The following is a 13,680-nucleotide window of genomic DNA, read 5'->3' as shown; positions in this document are numbered from 1 at the left end:
ATATACGGGTGAAACTTATACCTTCTTATAATCCAATATAAATCGAAGCCCGTTCTTTATGTTCGGGCCTAGATAACTTTCTCCACCAACACCAGGCTTTGGAGCAGGTCCAAAGCAACAAAGGCGGGTGAAACCAAATGGCAAAAGGTATGCGCGATATTAAACGCGAAATCAAGAGTAAACAAAATACGAAGCAGATTACGAAAGCAATGGAGATGGTTGCCGCTTCCCGCCTAAGAAAGGCACAAGAAGCAGCGCAAGCATCACGCCCATATGCTGAGAAGCTGAAGGAAGTTGTAGCAAGCATCGCAGCTGGCACTAAAGATGTGAAGCATCCGATGCTAGAGAAGCGTCCAGTGAAAAAAACGGGTTATCTCGTTATTACATCGGACCGTGGACTAGCGGGCGGCTACAATGCGAATATTCTTCGTAAAGTAACGCAAACGATTCGAGAGAATCATAAGTCGACGGATGAATATGTATTGTTCGTTATCGGACGGAAAGGTCGCGACTATTTCCGCCGCCGCAATATGACAATCGTTGAGGAAGTTATCGGCTTGCCGGATGCTCCTACATTCGCAGACATTAAATCGGTTGCTTATTCAGCCGTTAATATGTTCTCAGAAGGCGCTTATGATGAGTTGTATTTGTACTATAACGAATTCGTTAATGCGATTACTCAAGTGCCGACAGACGTACGTTTGCTGCCTCTTGCAGAAGTAGGCGGGAACACGGCTGTCACATCGTATGAATACGAGCCATCACCGGAGGGCGTGCTTGAAGTGCTGCTGCCTAAATATGCGGAAACGCTCATTTACAGCGCAGTTCTAGACGGAAAAGCAAGTGAGTTCGGGGCACGTATGACTGCCATGGGAAGCGCGACGAAAAACGCGACGAAAATCATCAACCAATTGACGCTCACTTACAATAGGGCGCGTCAAGCAGCGATTACACAAGAAATTTCCGAGATCGTTGCTGGGGCAAATGCTCAATCTTAATATATACACTGCAAGGGCCAGGCGCTTGCGATAAGCTGACCGGCGTGCAGTTACAAGAAGGAACCAGGAGGGAAAACCATGAAAAAAGGACATGTTGTATCCGTCATGGGTCCGGTCGTAGACTTAGAGTTCGAACGCGGCAATTTGCCGGAAATTTTGAACGCTGTCAAAATCGAGCAAAAGGGCGAAGCAGGCGGCATTGATATTAACTTGACGCTTGAAGTAGCCGTTCACCTCGGTGACAATAAGGTACGTGCCGTAGCTATGAGTACGACAGACGGTCTTGTACGCGGTATGATTGCCGTAGATACAGGCGCACCTATTACTATTCCGGTTGGTGCTTCTACGCTTGGTCGCGTATTTAACGTGCTAGGCCAACCGATTGACGAAGCTGGCGATGCTTCATCGGTAGTTAACCTTCCGATTCACCGCGCAGCACCTGCTTTCGACGAATTGTCCACGCAAGCGGAAATTCTTGAAACAGGAATTAAAGTAATCGATCTTCTCGCTCCATACGCAAAAGGCGGTAAAATCGGCCTCTTCGGCGGTGCGGGCGTAGGTAAAACGGTTACGATTCAAGAGCTTATCAACAACATCGCACAAGAGCACGGCGGTATCTCCGTATTCGCGGGTGTTGGTGAGCGTACTCGTGAAGGTAATGACCTTTACCACGAGATGAAAGATTCCGGCGTACTAAGCAAAACAGCGATGGTATTCGGACAAATGAATGAGCCGCCAGGCGCACGTCAACGCGTTGCTTTGACTGGTCTGACAATGGCTGAGTATTTCCGTGACGAAGAAGGAAAAGACGTACTATTGTTCGTCGATAACATCTTCCGTTTCACACAAGCAGGCTCCGAGGTTTCGGCCCTTCTAGGCCGTATGCCTTCCGCGGTAGGTTACCAGCCAACATTGGCAACTGAAATGGGTCAATTGCAAGAGCGTATTACGTCTACGAAAAAAGGTTCGGTTACTTCGATCCAAGCGATCTATGTACCTGCCGATGACTATACGGATCCAGCTCCAGCAACGACGTTTGCCCACTTGGATGCTACAACGAACTTGGAGCGTAAAATTTCCGAGATGGGTATCTTCCCAGCGGTTGATCCACTCGCGTCTTCTTCACGTATCCTAAGCCCATCTGTTTTGGGTGCAGAACACTATAACGTAGCTCAAGGCGTTAAGAAAATTCTTCAGCGCTACAAAGAGCTTCAAGATATTATCGCAATCCTTGGTATGGATGAGCTAAGTGAAGAAGATAAATTGACCGTGTCTCGCGCACGTAAAATTCAACTATTCCTTTCTCAACCGTTCCACGTTGCTGAGCCGTTCACAGGAACTAAAGGTAAGTATGTACCTGTAAAAGAATCGGTTCGCAGCTTTAAAGAAATTCTCGAGGGCAAACATGACGACCTTCCGGAAGAAGCTTTCCGATATGTTGGTGTGATTGAAGAAGCCGTGGAGAAAGCCAAAACGCTTTAATAGCGAAAGGCGGGAGGAATCCACATGAGTTCTTTTTTAGTAGAGATTGTAACACCTGAGCGTAAAGTATACGCAGAGACTGCTAATATGGTTAGTGTAACAGGCGTTGAAGGTGAGCTTGGCATATTGCCAAATCACATTCCACTTGTCACACCGCTTCGTATTGCACCTGTCGTTATCAAACGCGGTAATCAAGTAGATGTAGTAGCAGTTAATGGAGGCTTCATCGAAGTACGCAAGGATAAGATCGTTATTCTTGCTGAGAGCGCTGAGCTTGCAACTGATATTAACGTTGAACGTGCAGAAGCCGCTAAACAGCGTGCTCAGCAGCGTCTTGCTGCGAAGCAAGACCAAGTTGATTTCCGCCGTGCAGAGCTTGCTTTGCAGCGTGCGATGAATCGTCTGCATATTAAACACAAATAAGCAACAACCACCAAAGCACTGTCAGCGCCTTTAAGGCGCTGGCGGTGCTTTTTTTTATAGGAATAGAGAGGTTAGATATAAAGATAGCTTATATGTAACATATTCTTGTCTAAATGAAAGTGAGTGCTGAATTCGAATGTCAGGTTGATTCGAATATTCGTGTTTCACCCCCTAATTGGTGTTATGTATTCTGAAATATGCGTATTTTCGACAAAAAAACTAATTATTTGTATATAATTCCCCCTAACATATGTTAATATAGTTAACATCATAGACGATGAGAATAGCGGGGGGAGAATCATATGTTTGATTGGCTAGGTATGAAAGTAGGGTTTCCGCTCTGGGTTTCATGGCAATTGAATAAAGATATGAAAACAGATGTCGAGCAAAGCTTTGAGGGGATTGCGGAGACGCGTAAGGAATTGCTAACTTCATGGGCAATGGAGTATTGGAATTACATCGATCAATTGGGCGGCCAACTGACGGAGCTCCTCGCTCCAAACAAAGATTTTACTACTTCTACTGAACAGTCGCATATAGAACGATTATTTGAAAGAACATATGCTCGAGCGATCGATATAACCGAGCTGTTTTTACTCGATGTGAAGCAAACTGTTATCAGTTCCACACATAGGCCGCATATTGGGACAATCTATCAGGAAGATAGCAGCTTGCAGCTTGGACTGAGCTACACTAAGCAGTTGAGCAGCCCTCGTCGATGCTTGTTTGGGCCTTATAGTGATTCTCTCACCTTAAAGCTAGGAGCTCGTTCCTCCTCTTTTCATGACAAAATGACTCTATTATTTATGCTTCCAATTACGGTAAATGGCAGCTTTGCTGGGACGTTGTGTGCGCGTGTGCCGAATGATGTATTAGGAGATTTAATTCAGCGGGAATCGGGCCATGTCTATCCAGATTCGGGTGATAATTATATCTTTATGGCGAAGGCAGGCTTGAATACTCATATAGCGCCAGGGACGGCTTTATCTCGAAGCAGGTTCGAGGATCGAACCTTCACACATGGCGAAAATCTCAAGGATGGCGTAACAACCGATTGGGGCAAAGTTTCGATCAAGGAGCATACAGAGCTTGAAATTGTCTTTAATGATCCGGCAACTGGACAGCTTCATCCTGGGGTTGCGAATACCATTGCAAGCGACAGCAATCTATTCGTTGAATATCCAGGTTATTCGGATTATAGGCATATATCGGTTATTGGCAAGGGAGTGACCTTTCAGCTGCCGCATTGTCCGGATAAATGGGGGATGATGTGCGAGGGTGACTTAGAGGAAGTATACCGCATTCGCAGTATAGGCTGGAGACAACGCAAGCTGCAGCTTATATCGATTACAAGTGTTAGTATTTTGTCGGCATTGCTTATGTTATTTATTGCCGTTCATGCTCCAATCTGGGTGACTGCAACAGCGGCAGGTTTATTCAATCTTGTATTTGGATTGTTATTCAGTTTTGCCTTTCAAAATAGGGAATCGAAGCGTGTCGTATCGCATCTGCGCCAAATTAATCGTTTTATTCGCATAAATGCAGAAGGAAAGGGAGATTTGACGCAGCGCTTGCAGCTTAATCATTTTGATAATGATGAATCAAAAGAATTAGCAAAATGGATAAATAATATGATAGATTCCTTGGAAGGCATTATGCTGCAGGTTAAGCTTGCCTCCTCAGATGTTCTATCAAGCCAGTTTGTCCTAAACGAATCAGCGGCTGTCACTTCAGCTTCAACGGAACGAGTCAGCGGAAAAGTATCTGATATGATTGGAAGCATTAGATTGCAATTGAAGGATATTGATATGGCGAAGGATGCTGCAGGCGATATGCAGGCTACGCTGAAACAGATTGAAGAGCAGGCAGCTGGACAAATTGAGGTAGCCAAAACCGAGGTTGATCGCATCGGGGACAAGATGTTTCACATTTCTGCCAAGGTAGGGGAAACCAACGGAACCATCCATAAATTTATGGATACGGTACAAGAAATACAAGGGGTCTTGCATGTCATTGAAGAAATATCTGCACAAACGAATTTATTAGCGCTTAATGCATCAATCGAGGCAGCGAGGGTTGGCGAGCAAGGCAGAGGTTTTGCCGTTGTGGCATCGGAAATTCGCAAGCTTGCCGATATGACCAAAAAATCGACCGAGGAAGTGCATGAAATTACTCGTCACATTTATGATGAAGCGAAACAAGCTTATGCCTCTATGGATGAAGGTACTCGCGTAGTTGAGGAGGGCAATCAGCTTGTAGCAGCCGCTGCCAGTACGCTTGCTTCAGCACATGCCGAGGATCATCGCAAGACGCAGGTCGTTGATGAGGTCGTGCAGCTAATGGAGAAAATCGCACTGGTAAGCAGAGAAAATCGAAAGATTTCTTCCGATGTAGAGAGCAAAGTGCAAGAGCTCATTGGCGAAATGAAAAATGTGAGACAAACCTCTCAGAGTGTGGAGTCTATAACGACGCTGCTTCAGCAGCTTGTTGGCCAGTTTAAGCTGACGGAGTCGCGAAAAAGATAAGTGAACGAGATAGGGTTGCAGAAGTCCGTGTAAAACGGAGCTGCGGCTCTTTTTTTTTATGCGATGTATTCTTTAATCAACTAAGACTCAATACATAATTATGCCATGGAAGAGTTATCCTAAGCATCAATCCGATTATGCAACAGAAAGGAGATGGGTAAATGTTCCGAACCTATAAGCAGGGCAATGGCAGCGCTGGCAACAAGGCTGATAAGCGCATAACCAAAGCGGAGATGCATGAAAAGGAGCAGCTTCAGCCTTTTGCGGAGAAGGCCCTTTCCACTTCCCTGGAGCAAAATATGGAGACCATGAAGCGTGAGTTGGGTGAGAGTCAGGATATTATTTATCGTGAGCTGACGTTAACGGATAGAGGCCACACGAAGGCGCTAGTTGTTTATGTACAAGGGATGGTTGACGATGAACGCCTTGACCATTTTGTCATTCAACCGATGCATGGAGGCAAATACCCGGAGGAGGCTAATTTAGAGCCTGCTGAGCTGCTTGCATTTATGAAAAACAATTTGCTCTCAACCGGTATTATTAATGATTTATGCGATTGGAAGCTATTGTTTCAAAAATTGTTTATGGGCTATTGCGTCATCATGATAGAGGGTGCAACTCAGGCAATAGGAACCAATGTAGTAGGGGGAGCAAGAAGAAGCGTAGAAGAACCGAAAACCGAGATGGCCATACGTGGTCCTAGGGAAGGGTTTACGGAGTCGATTAGAACAAATACATCGCTGATTCGCAGGAAGATACGAAGTCCGAAGCTGTGGATGGAGCAATGGACGATCGGAGAAATTTCACAAACTCCCGTATGCATCATGTATGTCAAAGATTTGGCGGATGAGAATGTGCTTAAGGATTTAAGAGAACGTCTGGAAGAAATACAAATTGACGGCATACTTGAATCCGGTTATATCGAGGAATTAATTACGGATCAGAAGTGGTCGCCGTTTCCTACCATCATGAGCGTAGAGCGGCCGGATGCTGTAGCAGGCAATTTGCTTGAAGGACGAATAGCAATTTTTGTTGACGGGACGCCATTTGTTCTGATTGTACCTACAATTTTAAATATGTTTTTTCAGGCTTCAGAAGATTATTATCAGCGGTTTGATATCGCGACTTTTCTGCGGCTGCTTCGTTTTGTATCCTTTTTAATCGCATTGCTTATGCCGTCGATATATGTCGCAATCGTTGGATATCACCAGGAGATGATACCGACTCAGCTGCTGCTCAAGCTTGCAGCACAGCGAGAGGGCGTGCCTTTTCCCGCTTATTTGGAAGCTTTTATTATGGAATTTGTATTTGAAATATTACGGGAAGCCGTTGTACGAATGCCTAGTGCTGCGGGTAACACGATATCAATCGTTGGAGGTCTTGTTATCGGACAGTCGGTCGTAGAGGCGGGAATCGTCTCGCCAGCCGTCGTTATCGTCGTTTCCTTCACAGCGATTGCCAGTTTCGTATCTCCTAACTACAGTCTTGGAATTGCGGCTAGGCTGCTGCGCTTTCTGCTGCTTCTAGCAGCGTCGACACTCGGTTTTTATGGAATTGGATTAGTTGTGCTGCTGCTTCTGCTGCATTTGAGCAATTTAAGATCGTTTGGCATGCCCTATATTAAACCATTCGCCCCGATGTATTTAAAGGATATGAAGGATACGCTGGTTAGGGCGCCACTTTGGATGATGCGGGAACGGCCAGAGAAGCTTGCTTCGAGTAATAGAGTTAGACAAGACATTGAAACGGAGCATAGGAAGGAGCCGCAGCAATGAGCCATGGCAGCGTCAATGCAAGGAAACGGATATTTTCAATTAGGAAAATAGGACGGAAGCTTATTCTTGTATGGACAGCATGTATGCTGGCGCTATTAAACGGCTGTTGGGATTTGCGCTATTTGGACAAGCTTGGCGTCGTATACGCCATAGGAGTTGACGATGACCCAACAGGAAAAAACAAGCTTCAGTTGACCGTTCAGGTCGTATTGCCCCAAAACGTTGCAGCGGAAACCAAAGGGGCCATTGGCGGCACCGCGGTGACGACGTTTACGGAAAAAGGGGATACCCTGTTTGAGGCGATAAGAAAAATGTCGACAAAAACATCTAGACGGCTTTTTTTCTCCCACACACAAATGCTGATTATTAGTGAGAGTATGGCTAGAAAAGGCATCTACCCCTTAGTTGACTTAATTGAGAGAAACCCGGATATACGCACTGATATTTCGGTTCTTGTTACACGAGGCGTGAGAGCGGAGGATTTGCTTCAATTAACGACTCAAATGGAGTCTATTCCTGTTAATCAGCTTCGGGAAATGATTGAAGTGAATCAGTCTGCTTATGCATCGAACTATGTCGTATTAGTCAAAGATATAACGAGACTATTGGGAAGAGGGAAGCAACAACCCGTATTGCCCGCTATTCAAATAGAAGGGAGTAAGGCGGAGGGCCATTCCAATGATAATTTAAATAGCATTCCTGCAAAAGCGATTCCAGTGCTGTCGACGATGGCCGTTTTTAGCGATGGCAAGCTTGTTGGTTATTTGAAGTCCAAGGATTCAAGAGGTCTATCTTGGCTTCAAAATAAAGTGGAGAGCACTGTCGTAAAGCTTGGATGCCCGGAGTCAGAAGGGGAGCTCATTGTTGAGGTACAGGATACGGCGACCGTGTATAAGGTTAAACAAGATCCGGATGGTCATCCAATTATACAGGTCCATATCAGTGTAGTGGGCGGAATTCAAGAAATCATGTGCCACGGCGTCAACATCACGGAGGAAAGTGTACTGATCAAGATCGGCAAAATGACAGATAAAGCGATCGAGGAAGAGGTAGCGGGCACGATCAATAGCGTACAGAAGAAATTCCACACGGATGTATTAGGGTGGGGAAAAGAGGTTTATTTTCAAGAGCCGAATATTTGGAGGAAAATCGAAGCGGACTGGGAAGATATATTCCCTCAAGTGAAAAGCGAAGTTATCTGTACGACTCAAATAACAGGCTCAGGTGTACGGGGCGAATCTATATCGAAATGAGTGGGTAGTATGATTTCTCTCATTGTCCTCTTCTTATTTTCCGTTATGGTTGGAACGGCAATATGGAGAAGGAACAGCAAAAATAACCGCCAGCGTGAAGGGGGCTGGGCTTTGGTTATTTTGATCATAGGGGTGGTAATTATGACGGCAAAGCAAATGCATCTACCGATACCTAATCCGGCAGATTGGATTACAGCTATATTCTCACCCGTGTATAAACCTATATTAAAGTGGATCGAGCAGGGGGCATAGCATAGATGAGCAAATTTGCGGGAATAAACAATGCCGAAATCACATCGGGGCAATGCGCCAAAATATTGTTTTTATTTGCACTCGGAAGTGCAGCGCTCATATTGCCAACAATGGTGACGTCGATTGCCAAGCAGGATGGTTGGATTTCAATGCTGCTCGCAGGACCGTTTAATTATTTCATACTGCTCATTTATCTAGCGCTTGCTGATCGTTTTCCAAAGCTGACCTTAGCGCAATACTCAGAAAAGCTGCTGGGGGTTTGGCTCGGAAAGGTATTGACTACCCTATATATTTTTTATTTCTTATTGTTAAGCGCATTGGTACTGCGCAATATATCCGATTTTTTGAATTTATCTGTATTGCCCGAGACACCGGAGTGGTTCATCAACCTCACTTTTATGATTGTTGTTGTATATGGTGTTCTTTTAGGCATTGAGACGATTGCGAGAACGGGTGAGATTTTATTTGGATGGGCTGCCTTAGTTATTGGGATTGTTCTCCTTGCTTTGTTCAATCAATTTAATTTTCAAAACTTTGAGCCTTTCTTGTACGACGGCTGGGTAAGGCCGATTAAGGGGATCTATCCGATTCTCGGGTTCCCTATTGCGGAATTCGTGTTTATAACGACGATTTTCCCGCTTGTACGTCAGGAGGACCGCAAAAAATTAAGAAAAAAACTGAAGCTTTCTGTTTCCGCCATTACTTTTGTAAGTACGCTGATTACGATTTTTTTGGTTGCTGTAATGGGGGTGCAAGAAGCGGGTAGAAGTCCGTTTGCCGTCTATGATATGGCGAAAAACATTAATATCGAAGAGATATTGGTGCGTGTTGAAATATTAGTTGCGATGGTTTGGATTGGAACGGTCTTCATGAAGCTTGCACTTTGCGTTTATGTACTGACGGTCTTAACGGCTCAAATGCTTAAGCTATCTACCTATCGTCCATTGGTCATTCCCTATGCATTTGTCATTGTGCCTATATCGCTCATGATATATCGAAATGCGGCTCATGCGCATGAGTTTGGCATAGGAGTATGGACGGTTTACAGCTTGCTGCATGGTTGTGCTATACCGTTATTGCTGCTCGTGGTAGCCGTTGTTAGAGGAAAAAAAGATACGAGCGACGGACGGTTTCAAGATGAACAGAAGTCCAGCAGCCGCAGGCAAAAAGGGAATGACGCAGCAGAAGGGGAATCCGATATAACGAACAAGGAACCTGCCTTGGGCACAACTCCATCATAGACGGCGGTGGAAGCATTTGTTATAATTGTGAGGAAAATTGACCAAGCGGCTACCTACTCAAATTTACGGAGGCGATCGTGTGGAACACTACTCCAATAATTATGTCGTCGTGGCTATTTTTATCGTGCTTGGCATTATGCTTCCCGTCGTTGCATTAACTGTAGGAAGACTGCTAAGGCCGAATAAGCCAAGTGAGCTCAAACAAACCACCTATGAAAGCGGAAATGAGCCGGTAGGTGAGGGACAGGTCCGTTTTAACATCCGCTATTACTTGTTTGCACTAATGTTTGTCATCTTTGATGTAGAAACCGTTTTCTTATATCCTTGGGCCGTCGCATATAATAAGCTCGGCTTATTTGTGCTAGTCGAAATGTTGATTTTTGCGGGAATGCTGCTTATTGGTCTTCTATATGCCTGGAAAAAGAAGGTGCTGAAATGGAATTCAGTTTAGAATCAATTTCGTTAGAGGAACGCAAAGAGCTGGAACGCAATGTATTTATGGGCACCTTGGAGCAATTGAAGGCTTGGGCAAGAAGCAACTCGTTATGGCCGCTCACATTCGGTCTTGCTTGCTGTGCGATTGAAATGATGGGAACGGGCGCATCGCATTATGATCTGGATCGTTTTGGAGTGATGTTCCGAACCTCGCCGCGACAGTCTGACGTGATGATTGTGGCCGGTACAGTGACGAAGAAGATGGGTCCCCTTTTACGCAGGCTTTATGATCAAATGCCAGAGCCGAAGTGGGTTATTGCAATGGGATCCTGCGCAACGGCTGGCGGACCTTATATTAAATCCTATTCAGTCATTAAAGGCGTCGATCAGATCGTACCTGTTGATGTGTATATTCCGGGCTGTCCGCCTAATCCGGCCGCGCTGATCTATGGCATTAATAAACTGCAGGAGAAAATTCGCTATGAAGCGAAGACTGGGAAGCGGGTGACCAGTCGATGAGCGAAGAGGATAAACCGGTCGCAGAGACGCCTCCCGTAGACCCGGAGAAGGAAGCCAAGCTGAAGGCAGCTGCGGAAGCACGCGCTGCGAGAGCGGCAGCAAAAGCTAAGGCCGAAGCGGAAGCGAGTGAAGCAGAGCCGGAGCAGCCGAAAGCACCTTCGCCAAGGCAGCCTGAGCTTGATGCCATAGTCGCGCTTCTGAAGCAGGAGGTAGCAGAAGCAGCGGTTGAGGATGCCTATGTAAATGAACTGAATGGCGATATGCCGATGATTATCTTACGCAATGAACACTGGCGGGAAGCTGCAAAGCTGCTTAAGGAGCACGAGCAGCTTCAATTTAATTATTTACGTAATGTGTCAGGTGTCGATTACGAGACCCACATAGAAGTGGTATATCATATGATCTCGCTTGGAATCAAAAGAGAGGTCGGAATTAAGATAAAGACAGAGCGGGAAGCATCAGCCGTCTATTCGGCAACACCAGTCTGGGCAACAGCGAATTGGAATGAACGTGAAATTTACGATTTACTGGGAGTTGATTTTCCTGGACACCCCGATATGCGGCGGATTATGATGCCTGATGATTGGGTGGGCCATCCGCTGCGCAAAGATTATGAGTCGATAGATTCGGAGGTGTAGGCAGCCCTTGATTCGTACAGAAGAACTGCTCTTAAATGTAGGTCCTCAGCATCCAAGCACGCATGGCGTATTCCGGATTATCGTTAAGCTCGATGGTGAAGTCATAACCGAAGCGACACCTGTTATGGGTTATTTGCACCGAGGCACCGAGAAGATCGCGGAAAACTTGAATTTCACGCAAATCATCCCCTACACCGATCGAATGGATTACGTCTCTGCAATGACTAATAATTATGTTCTCGTGCATGCAGTGGAAACGATGATGGGGCTTGAAGTACCGCAGCGGGCGGAGTATCTCAGGCTTCTCGTTATGGAACTGCAGCGTATAGCTAGCCATCTAGTATGGTGGGGAACTTATCTGCTTGATATTGGGGCAATGAGTCCGTTTCTTTACGCATTCCGTGACAGGGAAATCATTATCGTTTTATTTAATGAGCTGTGCGGCGCAAGATTAACTTACAATTACATGCGAGTTGGCGGAGTGAAGTGGGATGCGCCTCCAGGCTGGCTGGACAAAGTGCGCGACTTTATTCCTTATATGGAGAATAAGCTGCAAGAGTATGATAAGCTCGTCAGCGGCAACGAAATTTTCCTTGCCCGCATTAAAGGGATAGGAAAATATGATGCGGCAACAGCGATTGATTATGGCTTATCTGGAGCCAACTTGCGTTGTACAGGTGTAGACTTTGATATTCGCAAGGCGGAGCCCTACAGCTTGTACAGCCAATTTGAATTTGACGTGCCGCTTGGAAAAGTGGGAGATTGTTATGATCGCTATCGGATTCGGCTGGAAGAAATCCGCCAAAGCTTGCGTATTTTGAAGCAGGCGCTCGAGCAATTCCCTTCTGGCGGGGAGACGATGGGGAAGGTTCCGCGCGCAATAAGGCCCCCTGCTGGCGAGGTGTATGTGCGGATCGAATCGCCGCGCGGCGAAATTGGCTGCCATATCGTATCCAAAGGCAAAGCAGAACCTTATAGGCTCAAATTCAGAAGACCGTCATTCGTTAATTTGCAAATACTGCCGAAGCTGCTCGTAGGCGAAACGATGACAAACCTCATTACGATATTAGGCGGCATTGATATTGTCGTCGGGGAGGTCGATTGCTAATGCAGTCATGGCTTAACCAATCGCTAACTTGGGGAAATGCACTTGTGCTGTTCCTTTGGGCTGTCGTATTTTTATTCATTGTGCTTGGTTTCGTCACGTACGCCATTTATTTCGAGCGTAAGGTAATCGGGTGGATGCAGCTTCGCATCGGTCCCAATCGCGTAGGGCCCTTTGGCTTGCTGCAGACGGTAGCAGATATTTTTAAGCTGCTCATTAAAGAGGACACAATTCCGCGCAAGGCAGATCGGGCATTGTTCATTCTTGCACCTGCCCTAGCATACATACCGGCATTCTCCGTACTCGCTGTACTGCCTTATACACAAAACTTATATTTCGCAGATCTGAATGTCGGTTTGCTCTATTATGTAGCCCTTTCAGGCATCTCGACGCTTGCCATCGTGCTTGGCGGCTGGGCTTCCAATAATAAGTATGCACTCCTTGGGGGTATGCGCTCGGCGGCACAAATGATAAGCTATGAGGTACCGCTTGTTATTTCGGTAGTAGGCGTTATTTTGCTTAGCGGAAGCTTGAATCTGCGTGATATTGTTGCGGCGCAGGAAGGCGGCTGGTTTTGGAATTGGAACTTCATTCCTCAAATAATCGGTTTCATTGTCTTTATTATTGCAGCTGTGTCCGAGCTCAATCGTACGCCCTTCGATTTGCCGGAGGCGGAATCTGAGCTTGTTGCAGGTTATCACGTTGAATATAGCGGCTTTCGGTTTGCATTTTTTATGCTCTCGGAATACGTATACGTTTATGCCATTGCTGCATTAACAACAGTATTGTTTCTGGGCGGCTGGCACGCACCGGCGCCATTTCTTGATTTTGTACCGGGCATTATATGGTTTTTGCTCAAGTTTGCGTTTATTGTGTTTTTCTTATTTTGGATTCGTGCTACACTGCCGCGCATACGAGTAGATCAGCTTATGGGTCTTGGCTGGAAGGTGCTGCTGCCGGTGTCGCTGCTTAATGTGTTTTTAACGGCTGTATATTTAGAGCTGTTTATCAAGAACTAGCAAAGGGGAGAAGGA

General features: G+C 45.9%; 13 protein-coding genes. All 13 read left to right on the top strand.

The window, feature by feature from the left end:
* Positions 1-137: 137 nt before the first annotated feature.
* The 13 genes from atpG (at position 138) to nuoH (ending at position 13,665) form a co-directional block, all read left to right on the top strand.
* Entirely contained in the window at positions 138-998 is an 861-nt protein-coding gene (gene atpG, locus MHH56_RS31095; protein ID WP_054025458.1) for an ATP synthase F1 subunit gamma, read from the top strand.
* A gap of 78 nt (positions 999-1,076) precedes the next feature.
* The gene (gene atpD / locus MHH56_RS31090) at positions 1,077-2,480 is read left to right on the top strand and encodes a F0F1 ATP synthase subunit beta (RefSeq protein WP_076266252.1); all 1,404 of its coding nucleotides are present in this window, start codon (positions 1,077-1,079) and stop codon (positions 2,478-2,480) included.
* Positions 2,481-2,504: 24 nt separating this feature from the next.
* Positions 2,505-2,903 (top strand): F0F1 ATP synthase subunit epsilon, encoded by a 399-nt coding sequence (locus tag MHH56_RS31085; protein WP_076266251.1) that lies wholly within the window; start codon positions 2,505-2,507, stop codon positions 2,901-2,903.
* Positions 2,904-3,205: 302 nt separating this feature from the next.
* The gene (locus MHH56_RS31080; RefSeq protein ID WP_339205407.1) at positions 3,206-5,428 is read left to right on the top strand and encodes a methyl-accepting chemotaxis protein; all 2,223 of its coding nucleotides are present in this window, start codon (positions 3,206-3,208) and stop codon (positions 5,426-5,428) included.
* Between the two features lie 161 nt (positions 5,429-5,589).
* On the top strand, positions 5,590-7,203 hold the full coding sequence (locus tag MHH56_RS31075; RefSeq protein ID WP_339205406.1) for a spore germination protein: 1,614 nt from the start codon (positions 5,590-5,592) through the stop codon (positions 7,201-7,203).
* Positions 7,200-8,456: a Ger(x)C family spore germination protein gene (locus tag MHH56_RS31070; RefSeq protein ID WP_339205405.1), complete on the top strand. Its 1,257-nt coding sequence runs from the start codon at positions 7,200-7,202 to the stop codon at positions 8,454-8,456. The genes MHH56_RS31075 and MHH56_RS31070 overlap by 4 nt, the downstream gene beginning before the upstream one ends.
* Positions 8,457-8,708 carry a hypothetical protein gene (locus MHH56_RS31065; RefSeq protein ID WP_339205404.1) on the top strand — a complete coding sequence of 84 codons (252 nt, stop codon included), beginning with the start codon at positions 8,457-8,459 and terminating at the stop codon, positions 8,706-8,708.
* A gap of 5 nt (positions 8,709-8,713) precedes the next feature.
* Complete coding sequence (locus MHH56_RS31060) at positions 8,714-9,949, top strand: endospore germination permease (RefSeq protein WP_339205403.1); 1,236 nt, start codon at positions 8,714-8,716, stop codon at positions 9,947-9,949.
* A 136-nt stretch (positions 9,950-10,085) separates the two neighbouring features.
* The gene (locus tag MHH56_RS31055) at positions 10,086-10,400 is read left to right on the top strand and encodes an NADH-quinone oxidoreductase subunit A (protein WP_256710814.1); all 315 of its coding nucleotides are present in this window, start codon (positions 10,086-10,088) and stop codon (positions 10,398-10,400) included.
* Positions 10,385-10,903, top strand: a complete 519-nt coding sequence (locus MHH56_RS31050; protein WP_076266244.1) for an NADH-quinone oxidoreductase subunit B — start codon at positions 10,385-10,387, stop codon at positions 10,901-10,903. Before MHH56_RS31055 ends, MHH56_RS31050 begins: the two co-directional genes overlap by 16 nt.
* Positions 10,900-11,541, top strand: coding sequence for an NADH-quinone oxidoreductase subunit C (locus MHH56_RS31045; protein WP_339205402.1), 642 nt, complete (start codon positions 10,900-10,902; stop codon positions 11,539-11,541). Before MHH56_RS31050 ends, MHH56_RS31045 begins: the two co-directional genes overlap by 4 nt.
* A gap of 7 nt (positions 11,542-11,548) precedes the next feature.
* Positions 11,549-12,649, top strand: a complete 1,101-nt coding sequence (locus tag MHH56_RS31040) for an NADH-quinone oxidoreductase subunit D (RefSeq protein WP_339205401.1) — start codon at positions 11,549-11,551, stop codon at positions 12,647-12,649.
* A complete protein-coding gene (gene nuoH / locus MHH56_RS31035; RefSeq protein WP_339205400.1) occupies positions 12,649-13,665 on the top strand; it encodes an NADH-quinone oxidoreductase subunit NuoH in 1,017 nt (338 codons plus the stop codon). Before MHH56_RS31040 ends, nuoH begins: the two co-directional genes overlap by 1 nt.
* The last annotated feature ends 15 nt before the right edge of the window (positions 13,666-13,680 follow it).

The organism is Paenibacillus sp. FSL K6-3182 (genome assembly GCF_037976325.1).
Lineage (GTDB): Bacteria > Bacillota > Bacilli > Paenibacillales > Paenibacillaceae > Pristimantibacillus.
The sequence above is the reverse complement of the archived record's forward strand: the minus strand, read 5'-3'. Positions and strand labels throughout refer to the sequence as shown.